Source organism: Amycolatopsis bartoniae (assembly GCF_014191255.1).
In the GTDB taxonomy this organism is placed as follows: Bacteria; Actinomycetota; Actinomycetes; order Mycobacteriales; family Pseudonocardiaceae; genus Amycolatopsis_E; species Amycolatopsis_E bartoniae.
This window is the reverse complement of sequence record NZ_JACHWH010000001.1, coordinates 1,997,729-2,020,962: the sequence shown is the minus strand read 5'-3', so window position 1 is coordinate 2,020,962 and position 23,234 is coordinate 1,997,729. Positions and strand designations below refer to the sequence as shown.

Sequence of the window (23,234 nt, the reverse complement as noted above, 5' to 3'; positions counted from 1 at the left end):
GGAATGATCGATGGGACAACAATGGTGTGACCGCAGCGGTCACACCGAATTCGTGATGTTGTTCGAAATCACCAGCAGATCAGGACGCCGAGAATGCACGACTGCGAGGTCTTCGGCGGTGTGCTGGTGGTCGAGTGCGGCGCGCTGCTCGACGGGCCACCGGCCGGCGACGTGGTGGTGGGCGTGGTGGTCAGCGAGGGCGCTCCCGGGTCCTGCTGGGACTGACCGGGCTGCGGCTGGTCCGTGGTGGTGACGACGCTGGCACCCTCGGTGATCGGCGTCCAGTGGTGCCAGGGAATCCCGTCCGAGCCGGTGCCCTGCACCTCGGACACGTTGGTGACGACGACCGTGGTGTTCCCGGCGGTGGTCTCCGTACCGCTGGGCGGTTCCGCGGGCACGCCGCCGCCGGCGAGGCCGCCGGTGGGGCCGTGGGGCAGCTGGAACAGCGTGCCGTCCGCCTGCGTGCTCTGGGATCCGAAGTGGACGAGGAGGGCGGCGATGCCGCAGCCGAGCACCACCGCGAGCATCACGGCGACCACCCGCATCCGGCCGTTCGGCTTGCTGGGCGGCTCGCCCCAGCCCTCTCGTTCGAGGAGCTCGGCCACCGACACTTCGTCGTTCACCGGACATGCCTTTCGAACGAAGGGAGAGAGCGCTGGGATCTTTCTAGCGCAGGTCTGCGGCCGATGAGGGCGCGGGGTCGAAAAAAGGGCGGGAAATCACGGAAAGTATCGGGAAGAGGCTTCCGGTGCGGGTTTTCGCGACGATCCGCAACCGGCGCCGCACAGTTGCTTGTCCGACAGCAAGTTCCGCCCGCGCCCGGCGTACCTACTGGTTGGTACGGTCCAGCAGCTCGGGCGCGTGCTCGCGGACCGCGGCGAGCACCTGGTCGATGTCCGGGTTGACCATCGCGGCCGGGCCGACGAACACCGTGGGCACCGTCTCGTTCCCGTCCGCCGCCGCGCGGACCCGCGCCGCGGCCTCGGGGTCATCCCAGATGTTGACCTCGTGCAGCGGCAACCCCGCCCGCTCCAGGTGGGCCCGCAGCATCATGCAGAACCCGCAGCCGGGCCGCCAGTAGAACTCGACAGCACTTCCGTGCGCAGTGGTCATGGCTCCAGGTTAGCCATTCGCCGTCGATCGTAACCCCTTCGTGATCTTGAGCCGTAACACGAACGGGTGAAGTAGCGAATGGATAGTCGCGGGGAGACGCGATCATGTACCGCTTCGGTGCGCTGGGAGGCTTCTTTGTTCATCCGGACTAGTTATGCTGCCCGGATTTTGTTACTTTCCGTCATTTCAATTCTCGTCGGTGGCGCGCTTGCACCGGCCGCACTGGCGGACGAAACGACCGCGGCCCACGACACGCTGCGCACCGGCTGGGACGACAACGAACCGGGCCTCGTCCCCTCCCAGGTGAGCGCGAACGACTTCGGCCAGCTGTTCTCCGCGACCGTGGACGGGCAGGTCTACGCCCAGCCCGTCGTCGCGAACGGCGTGGTGATCGCCGCGACGGAGAACAACAAGGTCTACGGCCTCGACGCCGTCACCGGCAGCCAGAAGTGGAAGCTCGACCTCGGCCCCGCGTGGCCGGTGTCCACCGTCAGCTGCGGTGACCTCGTGCCGAACATCGGCGTCACCGCCACGCCGGTGTACGACCCGTCGACCGGCACCGTCTACCTGACCTCGAAGGTCAACGACGGGCCCGACCCGCAGCACCCGCACTGGTACCTGCACGCGCTGGACGCCAAGACCGGCGCCGAGCGCAGCGGCTTCCCGACCACGATCAAAGGCGCGCCGACCAACAACCCGAACGTGCCGTTCAACCCGATGACCGCGATGCAGCGCCCCGGCCTGCTGCTGCTCGACGGCGTCGTCTACGCCGGGTTCGCGAGCCACTGCGACTACACGCCGTACGTCGGCTACGTCGTCGGCGTCAACGCCTCGACCGGCGTCCAGACCACTATGTGGGCCACCGAGGCCGGCGTCTCCGACGAGGGCGGGATCTGGCAGGCGGGCTCCGGCCTGGTGTCCGACGGCTCCGGCCGCATCATCGTCGCGACCGGCAACGGCATCGCCCCGCCCGCGGGCCCCGGCGACACCCCGCCAGCCACGCTCGGCGAGTCCGTCGTGCGGCTGGCCGTGAACTCCGACGGTTCGCTGACCGCGCAGAGCTTCTTCAGCCCCCACGACAGCACGAAGCTCAACCAGGACGACGCCGACCTCGGCTCGGGCGGCCCGATGGCGCTGCCCGCGAACTTCGGCACCAGCGCGCACCCGCACCTGGTGGTGCAGGTCGGCAAGGACGGCCGCATCTACCTGCTCGACGCCGACCACCTCGGCGGCTCGGCGCAGGGCGCGAACGGCGACGACGCCGTGGTCGGCATGACCGGCCCGTTCCAGGGTGTCTGGGGCAGGCCCGGGTTCTGGGGCGGCGACGGGGGTTACGTCTACGTCGTCGGCAGCAACGGGCCCCTGCGGGCGCTGAAGTACTCCTCGTCCGGCCCGTCGCTGACCTCCGTCGGCACGACCAGCGACAACTTCGGCTACACCTCGGGCTCGCCCGTCGTCACCTCCACCGGCACCACCTCGGGCTCCGCGCTCGTGTGGGTCGTCTACAGCACCGGCCCCGGCGGGGAGAACGCGCAGCTGCGCGCGTACGACCCGGTGCCCGTCGGCGGTGTGCTCAAGATGCGGTACTCGGCGCCGATCGGCACCGCGGTGAAGTTCTCGGTGCCCGCCACCGACAACGGCCGCGTGTACGTCGGCACCCGCGACGGCAAGATCCTCGGCTTCGGCCGTCCCACCACGGCGCCCCTGGCGACCAAGCCGTACGACTTCGGGTCGACGGCCGTCGGGACCACCGGGAACGCCACCGTCACGGTCACCGCGAACAGCAACCTGACCGTCAACAGCGCCAGCGCCGAGGCGCCCTTCGCCACGTCGCTGACCACCCCGGTCACGCTGACGAAGGGCCAGACGCTGAGCGTGCCGATCAGCTACACGCCCACGACGTGGGGCGGGGCCACGGGCAGCCTGACGTTCACCACGAGCGCGGGCACCACGGCGATGGACCTGCACGGCCAGGGCACGCAACCCGGGTTGGGCTCGACACCGTCGTCGCTCGACTTCGGCCCGGTGCGCACCGGCGCGGCCAAGGAGCTGGGCGTCAACATCCTCAACACCGGCACGACGGCCGAGACGATCACCGGTCTGACGCTGCCCGACGCCCCGTACAGCATCGTCAACGCCCCGGCGACGGGGACCGTGCTCGGCGCGGGCGCCTCGACGACGATCACGGTGCACTACGAGCCCACCGTCGGTAGCGACACCGGAAAGCCGAACCCCGCGCAGCTGGTGGTGACCGGCGACCAGGGTTCCGTGACGGTGCCCATCAGCGGGACCGCGCTCACCGGTCAGGCGCAGCTGACGCTGGATCCCTCGGTGCTCGACTTCCACACCGTTCCGGTCGGGCAGACGGCGACCCTGTCGTTCAGCGTGGAGAACACCGGCACGGTCGGGATGAAGATCTACAAGGCCAAGGCGCCCGCAGGGGTCTTCTCGGTCGCCAGCAAGGACCAGCTCGCGGAGAACCTGCCGATCTCGCCAGGTGACTCGGTCCAGGTGAAGGTGAGCTTCACGCCCACCGACGCCTATCCCGCGACCGCGACCTACGAGGTCACCGCCGACGACGGCGGCTCGGCCCAGTACGTGACGCTGCAGGGCAACACCGACCCGATCACCGACTACTACAACCAGCTCGGCGGCGCCCGTGGCTCGTACCTGAGCGACCCGGTGTCGGGCGAGTACGACACCGCCGGCGGCGGCAAGGCGCAGGACTTCCGCGGCGGCTCGATCTACTGGTCCGCGGCGACGGGCGCCCACGCGGTGCACGGCGACATCCTCACCAAGTACAAGGCGACGGGCGGTCCCGGCGGCTCGCTCGGCTACCCGACGACCGACGAGCTGACCACGCCCGACGGCATCGGCCGCTACAACCACTTCTCGCGGTTCGACGGCGCCTCGATCTACTGGTCGCCGAACAGCGGCGCGCACTACATCCAGGGCGCGATCCGCTCGAAGTGGGCGGCGATGGGCTGGGAGCTGGGGCCGCAGGGCTACCCGACCACGGACGAGCTGACCACGCCCGACGGCGTCGGGAAGTACAACCACTTCTCGCGGGCGGACGGCGCGTCGATCTACTGGTCACCGGGCAACGGCGCGTGGTCGATCCAGGGTGCCATCCGCGACCGGTGGGCGGCCACGGGCTGGGAAGCCGGCCCGCTCGGCTACCCGACGACGGACGAGTCGACCACGCCCGACGGAGTGGGGAAGTACAACCACTTCAGCAAGCAGGGCTCGGTGTACTGGACGCCGTCGACGGGCGCGCACGCCATCTACGGGGCGATCCGGCAGCAGTGGTCGTCGATGGGCTGGGAGCGCAGCGCGCTGGGCTACCCGACCAGCGACGAGTACGCCGTCACCGGCGGCCGCCGGAACGACTTCCAGCACGGCTCGATCACGTTCCTGTTCTCGAACGGTTCGATCCAGGTGACCTACCGCTGAGTCGACCGCAAAAACCGCCGCCACTGTCCGGAATGGACAGTGGCGGCGGTTTTCTGTCTACTGCCAGGTGTTGCCGGTGATGCGCTCGTAGGCCTCGGCGTAGCGGCGACGGGTGGCCTCGACGATGTCCGCCGGGACCTCCGGGCCGGGTGGCGTCTTGTCCCAGCCGGTGCCCGCCGCCCAGTCGCGGACGAACTGCTTGTCGAACGCGTACTGCGGCCGGCCCGGCTCCCACTCGTCCGCGGGCCAGAACCGGGAGGAATCAGACGTCAGCACCTCGTCGCCGAGGGTGAGGACGCCGTCGGAGTCCCAGCCGAACTCGAGCTTCGTGTCGGCGACGAGGATGCCCTGGTTCGCCGCGTGCTCGGCGCCGCGGCGGTAGATCTCCAGCGTCAGCTCGCGCAGCCGCTCGGCGGTCGCGCGGCCCTCCTGGTTCACGACGTCGTCGAACGTGATGAACTCGTCGTGCCCCTCGCTGGCCTTGGTGGTCGGCGTGAAGATCGGCTCGGGCAGCTTGCTGCCCTCTTCGAGCCCGGGCGGCAGCGCGACCCCGGACACCGTGCCGTACTTCTGGTACTCGCGCAGGCCCATCCCGGCGAGGTAGCCGCGCGCGATGCACTCGACCTGCACCATCTTCAGCGGGCGGCAGCGGATGGCGCGGCCCGCGAACTCGGCGGGCACGTCGGTGACCGACCGCACGTGGTTGGGCACGACGTCGCGGAAGTGCTCGAACCACCAGTTCGACAGCTGCGTGAGCAGCGCGCCCTTGCCGGGGATCGGGGTGGGCAGCGTCACGTCGTAGACCGAGATCCGGTCGGACGCGACGAGCAGGATGTCCTCGCCGTCGCGGTAGAGGTCCCGCACCTTGCCCGCGTGAATGTGCTCCATGTCCCCGTCCTCGTCGTTCTGCCTGGTCCCGCCCATCCTAGGTGCCGTGCTCCGGCAGCCGGTAATCGTCCATTGTGGACGTCGGGTGCACCGGAAAACGAACCGTGAGGGAAGCACGAAAAGGGGATATTCTTTCGCGGCATGGCGGACGGTTCGTGGCTCACCGGCAGGCGGCGGCAGGCGTGGGTGAGCTTCCTGGGGGCCCACACACTCGTCGAGCGGGTGGTGGAACGGCATCTGCACGACGCCGCGGGCATCTCGCACGCGGAGTACGAAATCCTGTCGCGGTTGCGGAACGCAGGCGGCCGGCTACGCATGGGTGAGCTGGCGTCGGTGCTGTTCTCGCCGGGCAGCAGGCTGAACTACCGGATCACCCGGCTCGCGGGCCTCGGCTTCGTGCGGCGCGAACAACACCCGGTCGACCGCCGCGGGCTGTACGCGGTGCTGACCGCGGAGGGCGCGGAGTTCCTCGAACGCGTGCAGCCCGGCTACGGCGACGCGGTGCAGCGCGCCATCGGCGAGGCGCTCACCGAGGACGAGTTCCTCGAACTGGGCCGGTTGAGCGACAAGGTGTTCCGCGCGCTGTGCGGCCCCGGCGCTACATGAGCCTCCCGGCCGCGCGCAGCGCCGCTGGAGACAGGCGGGCGAGGACCAGCCCGGCCTTCGCCTCGGGTGTGACGGGCACCTTCGGCTTGCCAGTGGCCACCGCGCGCACGATCTCGGCCGCCACCTTCTCGGGGGCGAAGTTCCGCCGCCGGTAGGCGCGGGTCGCGTCCGCGCGCTTGCGTTCCTGCTCCTCGGCGGTCAGCCCGGAGAACGTGGTGGTGCGCGTGATGTTCGTGGTCACGAACCCCGGGCAGATCGCCGAGACGCCGATGCCCCGTGCGCCGACCTCGGCGCGCAGCACGTCCGACAGCATCAGCACGGCGGCCTTGCTCGTCGAGTAGGCGGCGAGCGACTTCGACGGCAGGTAACCGGCCGCGGACGCCACGTTCACGATGTGCCCGCCCTCGCCGCGTTCGGCCATCAGCTCGCCGAAGATCCGGCAGCCGTGGATGACGCCCCACAGGTTGACGTCCAGCACCCGCCGCCACTCCTCGGTGGTTGTGGCGAGGAAGGTGCCGGAATGTCCGATACCGGCGTTGTTCACCACGACGTCCGGCACGCCGTGGCGCGCCACCACGTCCTCGGCGAACTTCCGCATCGCGGCTTCGTCGGAGACGTCGACCCGGTAGGCGTGCCCGCCGGTTTCCCGCGCCTTCTCCTCGTCGAGGTCGCACACGACGACCTCGGCCCCGGTCGCGGCGAACGCCCGCGCGGTCGCGCGACCGATGCCGCTGCCGGCACCGGTGACCACGACCAGCGGCCTGTCCACGCCACGCGCCTTGGCGAGCCCGCGGGACTCGGGCGCGCCGCCGACGTGGTCGACCAGCTCGGTGACCATGCGCGCGACCTGCGCCCCGTCGCGGAGCAGCGCGGACCAGTGCCCGGCGTAGAGGCGGCGGCGCCACAGCTTGTCGGTCCAGCGCTCCAGGCCCTCGGCCAGCGCGGGGCTCACGTAGTGGTCGTGCACCGGCATGACGACCTGCACGGGCACTTGCGTCGTACGGCGACGCGGGCGGCTCATGCGCTCGCGGAAGTTGGCGCGGTAGAGCGCGAGGCCGTGCACCGCGTCCGACGGCAAGGTGGGCGCGGGGTGGCCGGGGCGGGGCGGGACGTTCTCCACGCGGCGGAGCAGGTGCGGCCAGCGCTTCGCGACGACGGTGCGCCACAGCAGCTCGGGGAGCACGGGGACGTGGAACGCGAGGATGTACCAGGAGTGCAGCTGCTGCGTGACGACCTGCTTGAGGCGCCGCGGGGTCAGGGGGCGGCGCATCCAGTGCGCGACGTGGTCGAGGCAGGGGCCGGAGATCGAGGTGTACGACGCGATGCGTGTGTGCGCGCCGGGCTCGGTGACGGCTTCCCAGGACTGGAGCGAACCCCAGTCGTGCGCGACGAGGTGCACGGGCGCGTCCGGGCTGACCGCGTCGAGGACGGCGAAGAGGTCGTTCTTCAGGTGCTCCAGCCGGTACGCGGCGGTGCCACGCGGAACGTCGGACCGGCCCGCGCCGCGCACGTCGTACCGCACGACGTGGAAGCGGCTGGCGAGCGCCGCGGCGACGTCGTCCCACACCGCGTGCGTGTCGGGGTAGCCGTGCACCAGCACCACGGTCGGCGCGTCCCGGGGCCCTTCTTCGAACACAGCCAGCCGGACGCCGCCGGAGATCACTGTCCGCATGTCCCCTCCTCCTCGAGGCCGACCGAACTTATCTGTGACCGCGAGTAACAGTCAAGGGGTGGCTCCGGTGTGCGCCACGCTTCCGTGGGACGGGGGCGCCGTCGAATAGCGGTTGCCCCGGTGCGCTCTTAGGGTTCGCGGATGAGCACGGAGGAACGGCTGAGTGACGCCATCCCGCCCCGCACGGTTCTGCTGGTGATCGGGGTTCTCTTGCTGCAGCTCGGTTTCATACTGTCCTATGTGGGCGCTTTCCACAGCCCGACGCCCAGCCGGGTGACGCTCGGCGTCGTCGGTCCACATGCGACGGTCGACAGCCTGAACGGGTTGCCCGGCGCGCCGCTCGACGCGCGGACGGTCACGAGCGAGAGGGCCGCACGGCAGCGCATCCTCGACCGCGAGCTGACCGCCGGGCTGGTGTTCGACGCGGGTAGCACCACCGACACCCTGCTCGTCGCGTCGGCGGGCGGGCCCGCGCTCGCCACCGCGGTCGAACAGGTACTCACGCAGGTCGAGGCTTCGCAGGGACGCAGCGTGCGCACGGTGGACCTCGTCGCCCCCGAGGCGGGTGACGCGCGTGCCCTGACCGGGTTCTACGCGGTGGTGGGCTGGCTCGTCGGCGGTTATCTCGCGGCCGCCGCGCTGGGTATCGCCCGCGGTGCCCGGCCCGCGACGCTGCGCCGCACGGTGATCAGGCTCGGGGCGATGGTCCCGTACGCCGTCGTGTCCGGTCTGGGCGGCGCGCTCGTTCTCGACCAGTGGCTGCACGCGCTCACCGGGCACTTCTTCGCGCTGTGGTGGATCGGCGCGCTGCTCACGTTCGCCGCCGCGACGGTGACGATGGCCTTCCAGGTGCTGCTCGGGGTGCTCGGCGTCGGCCTCACGGTGCTGATCTTCGTGATCCTGGGCAACCCGAGCGCGGGCGGCGCCTACCAGGCCGAGCTGCTGCCGACGTTCTGGCGCGCGATCGGGGGCGCCCTGCCGAACGGCGCCGGCACCGAGGCGCTGCGCAACTTCGTCTACTTCGACGGGCACGCGACCCAGCGGCCCCTGCTGGTGATCGTGGTCTGGGGCGTCGCGGGGTTGCTGGTGACGTTCGTGGCGTCGGCCCTGCGCCTCCAGCGGATCGCGCGGCAGCCACCGGAGCCCGAGGGCCGCCACGCGAAGCACGAGTTGTGAGGTCGCGGTCAGGAGGTGGCCGGGACCGGCTGGGGTAGCGGGTCGCAGAGGGCGTCGGCGCGGTTGCCCGGTTTCCGTGCGGGCAGGTCGCCGGTCAGCAGGTAGTCCGCGATCTTGTCGTCGACGCAGGCGTTGCCGCGGGGCGTGATCGCGTGGCTCGTGCCGCCCGGCTCGGCGATCAGCACCGCGCCGGGGAACCGCTTGCGCACCTCGATGCTGCCCTCGTACGGCGTCGGCGCGTCGAGGGTCTCGTCGATCATCAGCACGCTCGGCACGCCCCGGCCGTCCACGTTCACCGGCTTGCCCGCCTTCGCCGGCCAGTACAGGCACGGCGCGTTGTACCAGGCGTTCTGCCAGGTGAAGTACGGCGCCTTCGTGAACGTGCGCCAGTTGTCGGCGCGCCACTGGTTCCAGCTCGTCGGCCACTGCACGTCCGTGCACTGCACCGCGAGGTACACGGCGTACCCGTTGTCGTCGCCGCGGCCGCCGTAGGTCTCGAACAGCGTCTTCATCGTCTGCCAGTCGCCCTGGTTGACGAACTTCGCGAACGCGTCACCGAGCGTCGGCCAGCGCAGCTGGTAATACGACGCCTGCTGGAACACGTCGATCCACTCGTCCGGGCCGATCACGCCGCCCGCGGGCTGGAACGACAGCTTGGCCAGCTGCTCGTCGAACACGCGCTCGACCGCCGCGCCCGTGGTGCCCAGGTGGTACACGGAGTCGTACTTCGCGACCCAGTCGAACCAGATGTGGATGTTGCGGTCGAAGCCGATGTCCTGGTTCAGGTTCGCCTGGTAGAAGACGTATCGCGGGTCGACGGTGCTGTCGAGCACCATCCGCCGGATCCGGTTCGGGAACAGCGTGCCGTACACCTGGCCGAGGTACGTGCCGTAGGAGTAGCCGTAGAAGCTCGCCTGCTGCACACCGAGCGCGGCCCGGATCGAGTCCATGTCCCTGACCGTGTCGACGGTCTTCATGTGCTGCAGGAGCGCGAGGTCGTTCTTCTGCGCGCACGCGTCGGCGTAGGACTTCGAGCGCTGGAGCCAGGTCTGCTCCAGCTGCCGGGTGACCGGCAGGTAGTTCGGCCGGTTGTAGTCCATGTAGTTCGGGTCGCAGGACAGCGCGGGCTTGCTGGAGCCGACGCCGCGCGGGTCGAAGCCGATCCAGTCGTAGGCGTCGCCGGCGTGGTTCGGCAGCTTCGAGCCGCGGGCGGCCAAGTACAGCCCGGAACCACCAGGGCCACCGGGGTTGGTGAGCATGACGCCCTGGTACTGCGAGTCGGGCACCTTGTGCTTGATCCGGCCCACGGCGAGCTGGATCTTCGCGCCGTCCGGGTGGTCGTAGTCGAGCGGTACCGACAGGTAGCCGCATTCGCCGCCGGCCGCGACGAGGGTCGGGTCCGTGCAGGGACCCCACGTGATCGGCTCCGTCGCCGCCACCGCGGCCGGGGCCGCCGTCACGATCGAAGCCGCGGTCAGTGCGGACACCGCCAGTGCGACGAGACGCTTCACGCGACGCACACTAGCGCCCGTTCCGGCGGCCGGGACCCGCCGGAAGTAGGAAATGTCCGTTACCCTTGTGCGCAAACGAAAACGGAGGCCGCGATGCCCGACCGCCCGTCCCTGCCGCGCGGCGAGGAGGCCGAAGCCCTGCTCGCCGAGGCCCGCAAGGCACTGTGGGTCATGGTCGCGATCCTGGCCGTGCTGTGGCTGGTGCAGATCGTGAACGCGGCGTTCGGCTACGAGCTGAGTTTCGACTACGGCATCCGGGCGCGCGAGGTCGGCTCGCTGCCCGAGATCTTCAGTGCTCCTTTCCTCCATTTCAGCTGGGCGCACATCGAGGGCAACTCCGGGCCGCTGTTCATCTTCGGTTTCCTCGCGGCGTACCGCGGGGTGAAGAAGTTCCTCGGGGTGAGCGCGCTGATCGTGGTGGTCAGCGGGCTGGGCGCGTGGTTCACCGCCGGCGCGGGCACGGTCGGCGCGGGCGCCAGCGGGGTCGTGTTCGGCTATTTCGGCTACATCATCGTGCGGGGCGTGTTCGACCGCAGGCTGATCGACGTCGTGATCGGCCTGGTGATGGCACTGTGCTTCGCCTACCAGTTCTCCCTGCTCATCCCGGCGGGCGAAGGCATCGGCTGGCAGGCCCACCTGTTCGGCTTCGCAGCAGGCGTCCTCGGCGGCTGGCTGTTCCGCGAACGCCGCTCGAAAGCACTGCCGGTGACCGAGCAGCCGACGACTCTGCTGGACCAGCCGTGACGGGAGTGGGGTGCGGCGGCCCGGTGCTGAGTGGCCGCCCGAGGTGGCCCAGCCCCGACCGACCCGCCCCGGACCAAATCAGTCCGGCGCGGTCCGGCTCAGCTCGGGGCGGTTCAGCCCCGACCTGCCCTGCCCAGCCTGGATCAAGCTCAGGCCGGAGCCGCCCAGCCTTGAGATGCCTGTTCCGGACTAAGCCGGTTCGGGTGGTCCGGCTTAGTCCGGAACAACTCAGCCTCGACCGGCCCAGCCCGGAGCGCTCCGGGCCGCCCCGACTCAGCCCGGTCCGGACCAAGCCAGCCCGACCCAACCCACCCGGACGTCGTCACCACCCCGGCCGAGAAACCCCCGAGACTCAGCCCCCGAAGTCGACCTCCTTCGTCGGCACCGTGGTCGCCCTTCGGCCTGGCGACGTGTGGTACTTCCAGTACAGGTTGGTGTGCGCGATGACCTGCTCCGGCGGTGGCGCGCCCCATCGCGTGCGGTCGCCGGTGGTGTGGGCGTCGCCGACCAGGGTGGCGTCGTAGCCTCGCACCACGGCGCCGTGGAGGGTGGAGCGGATACACGCGTCCGTCTCCGCGCCCGTCACCACCAGATGTCCGACGGCGAGCCTCGCCAGGACGTCTTCCAGGTCCGTGTCGTCGAACGCGTCCCCGTACTGCTTCTCCACCAACGGTTCCGACTCGGCCGGCGCCAGCTCCGGCACGATCCGCCACTCGTCGCTGCCCCTGGCGAGCTCCTCGTCCGAGTGCTGCACCCAGACGACGGGCACCCCCTCCTGTCTCGCCCTGTCGACGAGATTCGCGATGTTCTCCACCACGGCATCGCGTGCGTGGGCCCCGGCGACGGCGCCGTTCTGCACGTCGACGACGAGAAGCGCGGTGTTCGGGCGGTTCTGCAGTGTGGTCATGTCTCCCCCTGGCTGGTTCCTGTTGCCCGAGACGCTAACCCCACCCACCGACAGTTTCGACGTCCGAGAGGAACCGGTTCCCGAAAGAGTGATAGGACGCCTGTCCTGATTCCCGGGTCAGCCGGCCCGATACGTGTACAGCACGGACTGGTCGTCGTCCGGAACCACCTGCAGCGTGAGGGAACCGCCCTCCGTCGCGAGCCACACCGGGTTGCGCGTGATCGAGTTGCCCGCCGGTGTCAGCCCCGTCAGCGGCACGGTGTTCACCGCGTCCAGGGAGTGCAGGTCGAGCAGCGAGAGCCCGCCGAGCTGCACGGACGCCGACCCGACGGCCAGGCTCGCCACGCCGCCGCACACGGCCTTCGCGTACTGGAGGTAGTGACAGTCCTGGAAGTCGACGAACTGCTCGGGGTTCGCCGTCTTCCGCTGCAGCTGACCGGACGGGCCCCACACGTAGAAGGTCCGCGCACCCCAGTTCAGGCCGAGGAACCGGTTGTTCGCCACGTCGTGCACGACCCCGCCGATGTGGTCGGGGACCTGCAGGAACGGCTGCACGGCGAACGTCACCGGGTCGATGCGGTAGATCGTCGCGCGGCTGTTCGGGCGGTACTCGGCGACGGGCACCCACAGGTAACGGCCGTCGTAGTCGAAGCCGCCAGGGTGGTAGACGGTGCCGGCGCCCAGGTGCAGGTCGCGCAGCAGGTTGCCCCGCGCGTCGAACTCGAAGAGGTGCCCCACGCCCGCGCCGGGAGTGCGGTCGTAGCCGTCGCACGCCGGGTCGCACTTGACGGGCGCGGACAGCACCTCGACGGACGTCATGAAGTAGTGGTCGCCCACCCGGACCATGCCCTGCGGGTGGTACGTCTCGAACTTCAGCGGTACCGCCGACGTCTGCGTCCACGTCGTGCTCCGGCTCACCGAGGCGAGCAGCCGCGCCGGGTCACCGTCGCGTGTGGACGGTCCCGCCGCCGAGGAACCGGCGGTGAGGGCGGTCGCGGCGAGAGTCAGCACAGCGGCGGCGAGAAGGCGCTTCCGGATCACGGCGGGAGTACAGCAGCGGCAGCTGAACGCCCGGTGAACCCCGACGGGCTAGGGTCGGTCGGGTGTCCGTCCGAGAACTGGTGGTGCTGGGGACCGCGAGCCAGGTCCCCGGCCGCGACCGCAACCACAACGGCTACCTCCTGCGCTGGGACGCCGAGGGGTTCCTGTTCGACCCCGGCGAGGGCACCCAGCGCCAGATGCTGTTCGCCGGTGTCTCCGCGTCGTCGATCACCCGCATCTGCCTGACCCACTTCCACGGCGACCACTGCCTCGGCCTGCCCGGGGTGGTGCAACGCCTGTCGCTCGACGGCGTGCGGCATCCCGTGCACGCGCACTACCCCGCGTCCGGACAGGAGTTCTTCGACCGGCTGCGGCACGCGAGCGTCTTCCACGAAACGGCGGAGATCGTCGAGGAACCGGTGCACGGCGACGGCGTCCTGGCGCGGGGCGAGTTCGGTGAGCTGGTGGCGAAACGACTGGACCATCCGGTGGAGTCGTTCGGCTACCGGCTGGTGGAACCGGACGGACGGCGGATGATGCCGGAGCTGCTCGCGCGGTTCGGCGTCACGGGCCCCGAGATCGGCGAGCTGCAGCGGACGGGCTCGCTGCGGGTGGGCAGCCGGACCGTGGCCGTCGAGCAGGTCAGCGTGGTGCGCCAGGGCCAGCGCTTCGCGTTCGTCATGGACACGCGCCTGTGCGACGCCGTGTACGAGCTGGCGGATCGGGCGGATCTGCTGGTGATCGAGTCGACGTTCCTCGCCGAGGACGAGCGGTTGGCGAGCGAGTACGGGCATTTGACGGCTCGGCAGGCGGCGCAGGTGGCTGCGGAGAGCCGGGTGCGGAAGCTGGTGTTGACGCACTTTTCGCAGCGCTACGACGACCCGACGAAGTTCTACGAGGAGGCCAGGGAGGTCTTCGGCGGGGACGTCGTGGTGGCGGCGGATCTGAGCCGGGTGAGCGTGCCCCGGCGGTGAACCCCGCGAAGTTGGCGGCCCTCTCCCGCCCCGATCGCTGACCGCGTTGTCGGGGCGGGGAGGGCCGGGTGCCCCGTTACGAGGCCGTCAGGTGCTCCTGCAGCCCGGCCACGTGCAGGTGCGGGCGGGTGGTCAGGGCTTCGCGCAGGCGGTCGACCTCCGCTTGCAGTTCCAGTAGCCGTCGCTGCTGCTCACGCCACGACATGGCCGGCAGCTGGGTGGGTTCGTAGGGCTGGATCAGCGCCCTCGCGTCCTCCGGGATGGGCATCTTCGCGGCACGGTCGCGTTCTGCCCGGCCCAGCATCCGGGCCAGGCGGCGGGTGTCCGTGCCGACGATCCTGGTCCGGCCCAGGATCCGGTGGCGCAACGGGTCTTCCGGGTTGTCCAGGTCGACCTCGGGCAGGTAGGTGCGCATGGTGCCCGGCGGCACGGCGAGACCCGAGCCCACCATCTCGTTGAACCCCAGCTCCACCGCGGGGTCGAGAAGGAAAGCGCTCCCCATCCCGACGAGGTGCCAGGTGACCTCCCGCGCCCAGCGCTCGAACTCGTCCCGCGGCTGCTGGCCCTGACTGATCATGTATACCGGCCCGCGGCGGGTTTCGTCGGCCAGGTAGTCCATCAGATCGGGCAGGTGGCCGAGCGTCACCCACTGCGGACTGGGTGCGATCTCCGTGCGCCCGTCCAGCGCCTCGATCTCCGCCAGCAGGCCGCGCAGCACGCTCGGCACCGACATGCACCGGTTGAACGGGGCCTCCCCGAGCGCGGGGCAGTCGTCCCTCGTCTCGATCTCCGTCCAGATCCAGCCCGGCTCGTCGGGCAGCTCCAGCACGGTGATCGTGGTGCGCCAGACGTCCCGAGGCTGCGCGTCCGGGTGCTGCCGGCGCCAGCGGTACAGCTGACCGCCCTCGACGTGGTCCCGCAGGACCGTCACCAGGTCGTCGTGGTCGAGCACGTACTGCCCCGCCCGGTCGGCATCGAGGTGGATCTCCTTGCTCGCCAGCCACCGGCCCAGGTGCTCGATGACGGTGTCGAGCAGCGCCTGTCCGGGTGCGACTCGCAGGAAGGACCGGAAACCGACTGCCATCACGTCTCCTAGCACTGGAGGAACTGTTTGAAACCGCTGTGCCGTTCAGTGAACTCAGTGTGCAGACGCCCTACGGACCAGTCAAGGGGCAAGGAGGCACCCCGCCTTGATCATGGGGCGGGTCGTGGGGTGTCATGTGCGCCGTGACCTTGGCCGGACAGGCGCCCGCGCGGCGTCGCGTGATCAGCTGGGCGCTCTGGGACTGGGGCTCCTCGGCGTTCAACGCCATCATCCTGACCTTCGTCTTCACCGTGTACCTGACGAAGGCCGTCGCCCCCGACCCGGACAGCGGCTCCGCCGACCTCGGCGTCGGGCTGACCATCGCGGGCGTGTGCGTCGCGCTCCTCGCACCCGTCACCGGGCAACGCAGCGACGCCGGCGGACGGCGGAAGCTCCTGCTCGGCGTGCACAGCGCCATCGTGGTGCTGAGCATGGCGGGCCTGTTCTTCGTCCGCGACGAGCCGTCCTACCTGCTGCTCGGCATCGTCCTGGTGACCGTGGGAAGCGTTTTCTCCGAGTTCGCCTCGGTGAACTACAACGCGATGCTCGTCCAGGTCTCCACGAAGGAGAACGTCGGCAAGGTGTCCGGCTTCGGCTGGTCCATGGGCTACTTCGGCGGCCTCATCGCGCTGACCGTGGTGCTGTTCGCGTTCGTGCAACCGGACGTCGGGTTGTTTGGCGTGACGTCGGCGGGCGGGCTCAACATCCGCATCGTGGCGCTGTTCTGCGCGGTGTGGTTCGCCGTCTTCGCGATCCCGCTGTTCCTGGCCGTGCCCGAGGCGCCGGCGTCCGGGGACAAGCTGCGGCACAACTTCTTCGCCAGCTACGTCGTGCTCGGCAAGCGCATCGGGCGGATGTGGCGCAGCGAACGGCAGACGCTGTGGTTTCTCGCAGCGAGCGCGGTCTACCGCGACGGGCTGGCCGCGATCTTCACGTTCGGCGGGGTCGTCGCCGCGGGCACGTTCGGGTTCAGCTCCACCGAGGTGGTCGTCTTCGCGATCGCCGCGAACCTCGTCGCCGGGCTGGGCGCGCTCGCCGGCGGCAGGCTCGACGACAGCGTGGGGCCGAAGAAGGTGATCGTCGCCTCGCTCATCGCGCTGGTGGTGCTGGGTGTCGCGCTCGTGGTGCTGCCGGGCAAGGCGACGTTCTGGGTGTGCGGGCTCGCGCTGACGGCGTTCGTCGGGCCCGCGCAGTCCGCGAGCCGCACGTTCCTCGCCCGCATCGTCGAGCCGGAGCGGGAAGGGGAGGCGTTCGGGTTGTACGCGACCACCGGGCGCGCGGTGTCTTTCCTCGGGCCGCTGGCGTTCAGCGGCTTCATCGGCCTGTTCGGCTCGCAGCGCGCGGGCATGGCCGGAATCGTCCTCGTCCTCCTCGCCGGGCTGGCCGTCGTGCTCCCGGTCCGGGCTCCGGAAGGTGTGCGGTGAAGAAGATCTGGTTGCCACTCGCCGCGGTGACGGCGTTGCTGGTCACGGCCTGCCAGCCGGGGGCGTTCGGCACGCAGCCCACTCCGCCGTCGAACGCGGCACCGGCGGGGGTGGAGCTGAGCCAGCTCGTGGTGCAGGCGCGCAGCGGGATGGGCGGCTACTCACGTGAGAAGTTTCCGCACTGGGCCACGGTTTCGGGAGAATGTGACACGCGCGAGACGGTGCTCAAGCGCGACGGCAAGAACGTGCAGACCGACTCGCAGTGCCGCCCCACCTCGGGCACGTGGTTCAGCCCGTACGACGGCGCGACGTGGACCAAGGCGTCGGACGTGGACATCGACCACACCGTGCCGCTCGGGCAGGCGTGGGAGAGCGGCGCCGCGAAGTGGACCACCGACCACCGCAAGGAGTTCGCGAACGACCTGACCCGCCCGCAGCTGCGGGCGGTGACCGACAACGTCAACCAGGCCAAGGGCGACAAGGCGCCCGACGAGTGGAAGCCGCCGCTCAAGTCCGACTGGTGCGCCTACGCGACCGACTGGATCACGGTCAAGCACTACTACCAGCTCACGGTCACCGCCGCGGAGAAGAGCGCGCTCACGGACATGCTCAACTACTGCTGAACGGCAGCGATGAGTTTTCGCGGCGGCGCGGGTCTACCCGATCAACAGAACCGGAAGGAGACCCCCATGGCCGCCAAGATGATCTTCGTGAACCTGCCCGTCAAGGACCTGACCAGGTCGCTCGCGTTCTTCGCGGAGCTGGGCTTCAGGAACAACCCCCAGTTCACCGATGAGAACGCCGGCTGCGTCGTGATCAGCGAGCACATCTACGTGATGCTGCTGACCGAGCCGTTCTTCAAGAACTTCACGAAGAAGACGATCGTCGACGCCACCACGGCCACCGAGTCCATCACGTGCCTGTCCGCGGAGACCCGCGAGGAGGTCGACACGCTCGTCGACAAGGCACTGGCGGCGGGCGGCGCGGTCAACAACGAGCCGATGGACATGGGCTTCATGTACGGCCGCAGCTTCACCGACCTCGACGGGCACATCTGGGAGGTCAACTGGATGGACCCGGACCACGTCCAGGCGCAGTGACGGCGTTCGCCGGGGCGGCCGAGGGGGCCGTCCCGGCGGCGACCGCCGCGTCGCGGCCACGTCCGCTTGGCCACCGTCTGGTCCGAAACGCCCTGCACGGAGCCCAGCAACCGGAGCAGGGCCCGGTCCAGGTCGTCGACGCCGTCCGGAGGCATGTCCGTAGCCCAAGCGGTGCGGAGCATGACGGGGGTCACCCACGGCGTCAAGAACCCGGCAAGATCCGCCTCCCCGGCGTCAGGGCGGCGTGTGCCCCGCGCTCCCGTGCCTGGTCACGCGGCTGGAGTGGACTTCGGTCCCGCAGTCGAAGGAGGAGATCGTGACACTGGCCGAGTTGCTGCCGAGCGTGGGTGCGTGTGGTGAGCCGCCGCTGGAGAAGGACCTGTGGCCCGGGAGCACCCGTCTGGGCCTGGGAGGCGACCTGGAAGTGGGCGGAGTTTCGCTCAGGGAGCTGGCGAACCGCTTCGGCACGCCCTGCCAGGTGCTCGACGAGACCGAGGTCCGCCGCCGCGCGCGGGCGTTCCTGGCCGCGCTGCCGGAGGCCGAGGTGGCGTTCGCGGGCAAGTCCCTGCCGTGCCGGTCGGTGTTCCGCTGGCTCGCCGACGAAGGGCTCTCGCTGGACGTCTGCTCGGCAGGAGAACTGGCCGCGGCACGCACCGCCGGCTTCCCCGCCGAGCGGATCCTGTTGCACGGCAACGTGAAAACCCCCGAGGACCACAAGGCCGCGCTGGCGTACGGGGTGAGCCGGATCGTGCTCGACTCGTTCGACGAGATCACCCAGCTGGCGGCGCTGGCCACCGCGCAGCCCGTGTTGATCCGCGTGACCCCGGGCGTGGACGCGCACACGCACCCGGCGATCACCACCGGCGTCGAGGGGCAGAAGTTCGGCTTCCCGCTCGACGCCGTGCCCGAGGCCGTGCGGCGCGTGGAGGCCGAACCGGGCCTGCGGTTCGCCGGGCTGCACTGCCACCTCGGGTCGCAGATCACCCGCGTCAACGTCTACGAGGAAGCCCTGCGCAAGCTGCTCGACCTCGGCGTGCCCATCGCGCAGCTCGACCTCGGCGGCGGGTTCGCGGCGCCGTACTGCCCCGGCGAACCGCGGTTCGACCTCACCGGCTTCGCACACCGCGTGCGGGCGACGCTGCACCACGAGTGCGAACGACGCCGGATTCCCTTGCCACACCTGGTGATCGAGCCCGGCCGTGCCATTGTCGCCAACGCCGGAATCACGCTGTACCGCGTGGCCGCGGTGAAGCCGGGGTTCGTCGCGGTGGACGGCGGGATGAGCGACAACCCGCGTCCGGCGCTGTACGGCGCCCGCTACACCGCGAGGCTCGTCGGGCGCCACACGCGTGCTCCGCGCCGCGAAGTGACCGTCGTCGGCAGGCACTGCGAAGCGGGCGACGTGCTCGCCCGGAACGGGCCGCTGCCGGATGACGTGCACGCCGGTGACCTGCTCGCCGTGCCGGTCACCGGCGCCTACCACCAGGCGCTCGCGTCGAACTACAACCTCGTCGGCCGCCCGCCGCTGATCGGCGTCCGCGACGGCCGCACCACCGTGCTGGTGCGCCGCGAGACCGAGGAGGACCTGCTGCGCCGCGACCTCATGCCAGCATGAGCGCGGCCGCGAGGAACAGGTCGTTCTCCTCGGGCCCGCCGATGCTGACCCGGCAGCCGTCGTCCGCGAACGGCCGCACGAGCAGCCCCGACTCACGGCACCCGGCCGCGAACTCGGCCGTGCGGGCACCGGTGGGCAGCCACACGAAGTTCGCCTCGGTCTCCGGCACCGCCCAGCCCTGCGCGAGCAGCGCGCCGCGGACGCGTTCCCGTTCGGCGACCACCGCGTCCACCCGCTCGCGCATCGCGTCCTGGCTGTGCAGTGACTCGATCGCGGCCAGCTGCGCGATCGTGGAGACCCCGAACGGCACCGCGCACTTGCGGATCGCCGCCGTGACCGGTTCGTGCGCGACCGCGTACCCGATCCGCAGCCCCGCCAGCCCGTACGCCTTGGAGAACGTGCGCAGCAGGCACAGGTTCGGGTGCGCGGCGAGGAAGTCGAGCCCGTTCACGGCCTCGGGATCCCGGACGAACTCGACGTACGCTTCGTCGAGCACCACGAGCACGTCCTCGGGCACGCGGGCGAGGAACGCCGCGAACTCGTCGCGCCGCACCGCGGGCCCGGTCGGGTTGTTCGGCGAGCACACGAGCACGAGCGTGGTCCGCTCCGTGATCGCGTCCGCGAGGGCGCCGAGGTCGAGTCGCGCCGCGGGATCGAGCGGCACCTCCACCACCGACGCGCCGGCGATGCGCGTGGTGATCGGGTACGCCTCGAACGACCGCCACGGGTACACCACCTCGTCGCCGACGCTGGCGACCGACTGCACGACCTGTTGCAGCACACCGACACTGCCGGTGCCGACGGCGATGTACTCCGGCGGCACCGACAGGAACTCCGCCAGCTCAGCGGTCAGCTCGGTGGCCGCGAGGTCGGGGTAGCGGTGCATGGTGGCCGCCGCCGCGGTCGCCCGTTCCAGCACGCCAGGCAGTGGCGGGAACGGGTTCTCGTTGCTGGACAGCTTCACCAGTCCGGCGCCGGACTTGCCGGGCACGTAGGCGGGGATGTCGTCGAGTGCGGCGCGGAGACGCGGATACATCGTCAGCTCCCGAAGAACTCCAGTGCGGCCTGCTTGAACAGGCGGCTCGACACGGCGTTGAAGTGGTTGCGCTTGCCCAGTGACACGAACGGCTCGGGCGCGTCGGCGGCGAACTCGTCCTCCTCCCCGGCGGCGAACAGGACCGGCACCGGGGCTTCGCCCGTGAGGCGGGCACCCGCCATCCCGTCGACGCAAGCGCCGAGATCGTCGCCACCGAGCAGTTCCTTGACCCGCAACAGGTCCTCACGCGACGCCGGCCGCCTGCCGATGCCGCCGAGCACCATCCGGCGGACCCGTCCGAGTTTCGCGAGTTCCCAGGCGACGATCCCGCCCATCGAGTAGCTCACGACGTCCACAACTGACAGCTCAGCGGCGTCCAGCACCACCACCAGGTCGCGGGCGAGGTTCTCCGGGGTGTAGCCGTCCGAGGGCCTGCCGCTCTGCCCGTGCCCCCGCAGGTCCACGGCGACGTACCCGGTGCCCTCCAGCGCGCGCAGCCAGCCCGTGTCCGTCCACATGCGACGGCTGTCCGAGGCGAACCCGTGTACCAGCAACACCGGGCGCGGGCCGGAAGCGCTTTCGTACCAGAGCTTCGTGCCGTCTTCGGCGGTCGCGTACATCAGTCCTCCGGCAGCGACAGGCGCACGCGGCGCTTCGGCTTCCGCTCCTGCGGCACGGTGCCGACGATCCCGGCCTGGTCGTCGTCCACGGTGAACGTCACCAGCGGGTCCCCGACGGACAGTTCGCCGCCGTCGGCCACGTGCAGCCGCGCGACCCGGCCCGACTGCGGCGACGGGATCTCCACCGCCGCCTTCGTGGTCTCCAGCTCCACCAGCGGCGCGTTGCGCTCGACCCAGTCGCCCTCGGCGACCAGCCACTCCAGCACCTTCGCGCTGATCAGGCCCTCACCGAGGTCGGGCAGGGGAAAGGTCACTTCAGCCACGGCGGTACTCCAGTGTGGTCTGCACCCCGGTCAGGATGCGGTCGATGCTGGGCAGGTACTCGTCTTCGAGGTCGCCGGACGGGTAGGGCACGTCGAACCCGGTCACGCGCTGCACGGGCGCGCGCAGCTCGCCGAAGCAGCGTTCGGTGATCAACGTGGCCACCTCCGCGCCGAGCCCGGCGGTCAGTGGCGCCTCGTGCACGACGACGGCGCGGCGTGTCCGCGACACCGACTCGGCGAGGCCGGCGGCGTCGATCGGCTTGAGCCAGCGCAGGTCCAGCACCTCCAGCTCGACGCCGTCCTCCGCGGCCAGCTCGGCGACCTGCAGGCAGCGCGCGACCATCGCGCCCCACGCCACGAGCGTCGCGTGCTTGCCGCGGCGCACGATCCGGCTGGTGCCGACCGGCGGGGCGAACGCCGTCGGCTCGAACGACTCCTTGTGCCAGTACCGGGACTTCGGCTCCATGAAGATCACCGGGTCCGGATCGGCGATCGCCTGCATCAGCAGGTGGTAGCCCTCGCTCGGCGAGGACGGCGACACGACCTTCAGCCCCGGCACGTGCGCGAAGAGCGCTTCGAGGCTCTCGCCGTGGTGCTCGGGCGCGCGGATGCCGCCGAAACTGGGCAGCCGCAGGGTGATCGGCATGCTGAGCGTGCCGCGGCTGCGGTAGTGCATCCGCGCGACCTGGTTCACGATCTGGTCGATCGCGGGATAGGCGAAGCCGTCGAACTGGATCTCCGGCACCGGCCGCCAGCCCGCCATCGCCAGCCCGACCGCCATGCCCATGATCGCCGACTCGGCCAGCGGGGTGTCGAACACGCGCTGCTCGCCGAACTTCGCCTGCAGCCCGTCGGTGACCCGGAAGACACCGCCGAGCCCGCCGACGTCCTCGCCGAAGATCAGCACGCGGTCGTCGTCCTCGCAGGCGTGCTGCAGCGCCAGGTTCAGCGCCTGCTGGAGGGAGTACTCAGGCATCGACGGCCTCCTGCCACGCGCGCTGCTGGTCGAGCAGCGCCTGGGTCGGTTCGCGGTAGACGAACGAGAACAGCTCCTCGCCGGGCCGTTGTTCCAGCGCCTGCAGGCCATCCCGGACCTGCCGGACGACCTCGGTCGCGTGCTTTTCGGCCAGCGCCAGCGTCTCCGGGGGCAGCTGCGCCGCCGCGCGGATGAGCGGATCGCGCTCGGCCCACTTCTGCTCTTCTTCGAGCGTGCGGTAGCGGCCGGGGTCGTCGGACGTCGAGTGCGGACCCATCCGGTAGGTCATCGCCTCGATCACGGTCGGCCCGCCGCCGTCGCGGGCGCGCTCGACGGCCTCGACGGTCGCCTCGTGCACGGCCAGCACGTCGTTGCCGTCGACGCGGACGCCTTCGATGCCGTAGCCCGCGGCCCGCGCGGCGACCGAGCCACCGGCGACCTGGCGCTCGGTGGGCACCGAGATGGCCCAGCCGTTGTTCTGGCAGAAGAAGACGACGGGCAGCCGGGAGACGGCGGCGAAGTTCATCGCCTCGTGCACGTCGCCCTGCGAGCTGGCGCCGTCGCCGAACCACGTGAGCGCGACCCCGCGCGTGTCGTCGAGCTTCGCGCCCATCGCCCAGCCCACGGCGTGCGGCACCGGGCCGCCGACGACGGCGTTGAACGGCGCGAGGCGCGACGCCCGCGGGTCGTAGAGGCCGCCGTGCCACACGCCGAGGTGCGTGGCGAGGTAGCCGACCAGGTCGACGCCCAGCGCGACGGCGGCGCCGAGGTCGCGGTAGTTGGGGAAACCGAAGTCGCGGTTGCGGTCGAGTGCCGCGGCACTGCCCACCTGCGCGGCTTCCTGGCCCTTCATGGGGGCGTAGCCGGGCAGCACGCCCTGCCGTTGCAGGGCGATGGCCTCCTCGTCGAGCCGGCGGGTGACCAGCATCAGGCGGTAGAGCTCGGTCAGGTCCATGCAGAAAGACTGATCG

At 70.6% G+C, this 23,234-nt stretch carries 22 protein-coding genes; 9 read left to right on the top strand and 13 right to left on the bottom strand.

The window, feature by feature from the left end:
- Positions 1–68: 68 nt before the first annotated feature.
- Both FHX82_RS09430 and FHX82_RS09425 read right to left on the bottom strand, forming a co-directional pair.
- Positions 69–623, bottom strand: coding sequence for a hypothetical protein (locus FHX82_RS09430; protein ID WP_145938278.1), 555 nt, complete (start codon positions 621–623; stop codon positions 69–71).
- 205 nt (positions 624–828) lie between these two features.
- Complete coding sequence (locus FHX82_RS09425) at positions 829–1,113, bottom strand: glutaredoxin family protein (RefSeq protein WP_145938277.1); 285 nt, start codon at positions 1,111–1,113, stop codon at positions 829–831.
- Between the two features lie 168 nt (positions 1,114–1,281).
- Here FHX82_RS09425 and FHX82_RS09420 point away from each other — a divergent pair, with 168 nt between their 5' ends.
- Complete coding sequence (locus FHX82_RS09420) at positions 1,282–4,566, top strand: choice-of-anchor D domain-containing protein (protein ID WP_183176532.1); 3,285 nt, start codon at positions 1,282–1,284, stop codon at positions 4,564–4,566.
- A gap of 57 nt (positions 4,567–4,623) precedes the next feature.
- Here FHX82_RS09420 and FHX82_RS09415 read toward each other — a convergent pair whose 3' ends face one another.
- Positions 4,624–5,454 carry a phosphoribosylaminoimidazolesuccinocarboxamide synthase gene (locus FHX82_RS09415; protein WP_145938275.1) on the bottom strand — a complete coding sequence of 277 codons (831 nt, stop codon included), beginning with the start codon at positions 5,452–5,454 and terminating at the stop codon, positions 4,624–4,626.
- A gap of 141 nt (positions 5,455–5,595) precedes the next feature.
- On the opposite strand from FHX82_RS09415, the gene FHX82_RS09410 reads away from it, so the two are divergent.
- Positions 5,596–6,060, top strand: coding sequence for a MarR family winged helix-turn-helix transcriptional regulator (locus FHX82_RS09410; protein WP_145938274.1), 465 nt, complete (start codon positions 5,596–5,598; stop codon positions 6,058–6,060).
- Here FHX82_RS09410 and FHX82_RS09405 read toward each other — a convergent pair.
- Positions 6,053–7,732 carry an SDR family oxidoreductase gene (locus FHX82_RS09405; protein ID WP_183176531.1) on the bottom strand — a complete coding sequence of 560 codons (1,680 nt, stop codon included), beginning with the start codon at positions 7,730–7,732 and terminating at the stop codon, positions 6,053–6,055. The two genes, FHX82_RS09410 and FHX82_RS09405, sit on opposite strands and share 8 nt — an antisense overlap.
- Positions 7,733–7,873: 141 nt before the next feature.
- On the opposite strand from FHX82_RS09405, the gene FHX82_RS09400 reads away from it, so the two are divergent.
- Positions 7,874–8,908, top strand: a complete 1,035-nt coding sequence (locus FHX82_RS09400) for an ABC transporter permease (protein ID WP_145939357.1) — start codon at positions 7,874–7,876, stop codon at positions 8,906–8,908.
- A gap of 8 nt (positions 8,909–8,916) precedes the next feature.
- On the opposite strand, the gene FHX82_RS09395 is transcribed toward FHX82_RS09400, so the two are convergent.
- Positions 8,917–10,419, bottom strand: a complete 1,503-nt coding sequence (locus tag FHX82_RS09395; RefSeq protein ID WP_145939358.1) for an alpha/beta hydrolase — start codon at positions 10,417–10,419, stop codon at positions 8,917–8,919.
- Positions 10,420–10,512: 93 nt separating this feature from the next.
- On the opposite strand from FHX82_RS09395, the gene FHX82_RS09390 reads away from it, so the two are divergent.
- Entirely contained in the window at positions 10,513–11,163 is a 651-nt protein-coding gene (locus FHX82_RS09390; RefSeq protein ID WP_145939359.1) for a rhomboid family intramembrane serine protease, read from the top strand.
- Positions 11,164–11,515: 352 nt separating this feature from the next.
- Here the strand turns inward: FHX82_RS09390 and FHX82_RS09385 are convergent, their stop codons facing one another.
- Together FHX82_RS09385 and FHX82_RS09380 are read right to left on the bottom strand one after the other, a co-directional pair.
- Positions 11,516–12,070 (bottom strand): cysteine hydrolase family protein, encoded by a 555-nt coding sequence (locus FHX82_RS09385; RefSeq protein WP_145937384.1) that lies wholly within the window; start codon positions 12,068–12,070, stop codon positions 11,516–11,518.
- A 117-nt stretch (positions 12,071–12,187) separates the two neighbouring features.
- Positions 12,188–13,111: a DUF6454 family protein gene (locus FHX82_RS09380; protein WP_221215369.1), complete on the bottom strand. Its 924-nt coding sequence runs from the start codon at positions 13,109–13,111 to the stop codon at positions 12,188–12,190.
- 62 nt (positions 13,112–13,173) lie between these two features.
- On the opposite strand from FHX82_RS09380, the gene FHX82_RS09375 reads away from it, so the two are divergent.
- Positions 13,174–14,085, top strand: a complete 912-nt coding sequence (locus FHX82_RS09375; RefSeq protein WP_145937383.1) for a ribonuclease Z — start codon at positions 13,174–13,176, stop codon at positions 14,083–14,085.
- 76 nt (positions 14,086–14,161) lie between these two features.
- Here FHX82_RS09375 and FHX82_RS09370 read toward each other — a convergent pair whose 3' ends face one another.
- Positions 14,162–15,169, bottom strand: coding sequence for a hypothetical protein (locus FHX82_RS09370; protein WP_145937382.1), 1,008 nt, complete (start codon positions 15,167–15,169; stop codon positions 14,162–14,164).
- A gap of 143 nt (positions 15,170–15,312) precedes the next feature.
- On the opposite strand from FHX82_RS09370, the gene FHX82_RS09365 reads away from it, so the two are divergent.
- The 4 genes from FHX82_RS09365 (at position 15,313) to lysA (ending at position 19,308) form a co-directional block, all read left to right on the top strand.
- A complete protein-coding gene (locus tag FHX82_RS09365) occupies positions 15,313–16,593 on the top strand; it encodes an MFS transporter (RefSeq protein WP_229880434.1) in 1,281 nt (426 codons plus the stop codon).
- 5 nt (positions 16,594–16,598) lie between these two features.
- Positions 16,599–17,216 carry an HNH endonuclease family protein gene (locus tag FHX82_RS09360; RefSeq protein WP_373308594.1) on the top strand — a complete coding sequence of 206 codons (618 nt, stop codon included), beginning with the start codon at positions 16,599–16,601 and terminating at the stop codon, positions 17,214–17,216.
- Positions 17,217–17,282: 66 nt separating this feature from the next.
- Positions 17,283–17,693 (top strand): VOC family protein, encoded by a 411-nt coding sequence (locus tag FHX82_RS09355; protein WP_145937380.1) that lies wholly within the window; start codon positions 17,283–17,285, stop codon positions 17,691–17,693.
- Between the two features lie 316 nt (positions 17,694–18,009).
- Positions 18,010–19,308 carry a diaminopimelate decarboxylase gene (lysA, locus tag FHX82_RS09350; protein ID WP_145937379.1) on the top strand — a complete coding sequence of 433 codons (1,299 nt, stop codon included), beginning with the start codon at positions 18,010–18,012 and terminating at the stop codon, positions 19,306–19,308.
- Here the strand turns inward: lysA and hisC are convergent.
- From hisC to FHX82_RS09325, 5 genes are read right to left on the bottom strand one after another with little or no spacing between them, the layout of a single operon-like run.
- Entirely contained in the window at positions 19,295–20,344 is a 1,050-nt protein-coding gene (hisC, locus tag FHX82_RS09345) for a histidinol-phosphate transaminase (RefSeq protein ID WP_145937378.1), read from the bottom strand. The genes lysA and hisC overlap by 14 nt on opposite strands.
- A 2-nt stretch (positions 20,345–20,346) precedes the next feature.
- Positions 20,347–20,964 carry an alpha/beta fold hydrolase gene (locus FHX82_RS09340; RefSeq protein WP_145937377.1) on the bottom strand — a complete coding sequence of 206 codons (618 nt, stop codon included), beginning with the start codon at positions 20,962–20,964 and terminating at the stop codon, positions 20,347–20,349.
- Complete coding sequence (locus tag FHX82_RS09335; protein WP_145937376.1) at positions 20,964–21,287, bottom strand: biotin/lipoyl-containing protein; 324 nt, start codon at positions 21,285–21,287, stop codon at positions 20,964–20,966. The genes FHX82_RS09340 and FHX82_RS09335 overlap by 1 nt, the downstream gene beginning before the upstream one ends.
- Positions 21,280–22,263, bottom strand: a complete 984-nt coding sequence (locus tag FHX82_RS09330) for an alpha-ketoacid dehydrogenase subunit beta (RefSeq protein ID WP_145937375.1) — start codon at positions 22,261–22,263, stop codon at positions 21,280–21,282. Before FHX82_RS09330 ends, FHX82_RS09335 begins: the two co-directional genes overlap by 8 nt.
- A complete protein-coding gene (locus tag FHX82_RS09325) occupies positions 22,256–23,218 on the bottom strand; it encodes a thiamine pyrophosphate-dependent enzyme (RefSeq protein WP_145937374.1) in 963 nt (320 codons plus the stop codon). The genes FHX82_RS09330 and FHX82_RS09325 overlap by 8 nt, the downstream gene beginning before the upstream one ends.
- Positions 23,219–23,234 lie beyond the last annotated feature (16 nt).

Bases quoted from the DNA above. Each gene is read 5' to 3' on its own strand.
- FHX82_RS09425 (WP_145938277.1), bottom strand. From the start codon at position 1,113: ATGACCACTGCGCACGGAAGTGCTGTCGAGTTCTACTGGCGGCCCGGC.
- FHX82_RS09415 (WP_145938275.1), bottom strand. From the start codon at position 5,454: ATGGAGCACATTCACGCGGGCAAGGTGCGGGACCTCTACCGCGACGGC.
- FHX82_RS09410 (WP_145938274.1), top strand. From the start codon at position 5,596: ATGGCGGACGGTTCGTGGCTCACCGGCAGGCGGCGGCAGGCGTGGGTG.
- FHX82_RS09405 (WP_183176531.1), bottom strand. From the start codon at position 7,732: ATGCGGACAGTGATCTCCGGCGGCGTCCGGCTGGCTGTGTTCGAAGAA.
- FHX82_RS09400 (WP_145939357.1), top strand. From the start codon at position 7,874: ATGAGCACGGAGGAACGGCTGAGTGACGCCATCCCGCCCCGCACGGTT.
- FHX82_RS09390 (WP_145939359.1), top strand. From the start codon at position 10,513: ATGCCCGACCGCCCGTCCCTGCCGCGCGGCGAGGAGGCCGAAGCCCTG.
- FHX82_RS09385 (WP_145937384.1), bottom strand. From the start codon at position 12,070: ATGACCACACTGCAGAACCGCCCGAACACCGCGCTTCTCGTCGTCGAC.
- FHX82_RS09370 (WP_145937382.1), bottom strand. From the start codon at position 15,169: ATGGCAGTCGGTTTCCGGTCCTTCCTGCGAGTCGCACCCGGACAGGCG.
- FHX82_RS09355 (WP_145937380.1), top strand. From the start codon at position 17,283: ATGGCCGCCAAGATGATCTTCGTGAACCTGCCCGTCAAGGACCTGACC.
- hisC (WP_145937378.1), bottom strand. From the start codon at position 20,344: ATGTATCCGCGTCTCCGCGCCGCACTCGACGACATCCCCGCCTACGTG.
- FHX82_RS09340 (WP_145937377.1), bottom strand. From the start codon at position 20,964: ATGTACGCGACCGCCGAAGACGGCACGAAGCTCTGGTACGAAAGCGCT.
- FHX82_RS09330 (WP_145937375.1), bottom strand. From the start codon at position 22,263: ATGCCTGAGTACTCCCTCCAGCAGGCGCTGAACCTGGCGCTGCAGCAC.
- FHX82_RS09325 (WP_145937374.1), bottom strand. From the start codon at position 23,218: ATGGACCTGACCGAGCTCTACCGCCTGATGCTGGTCACCCGCCGGCTC.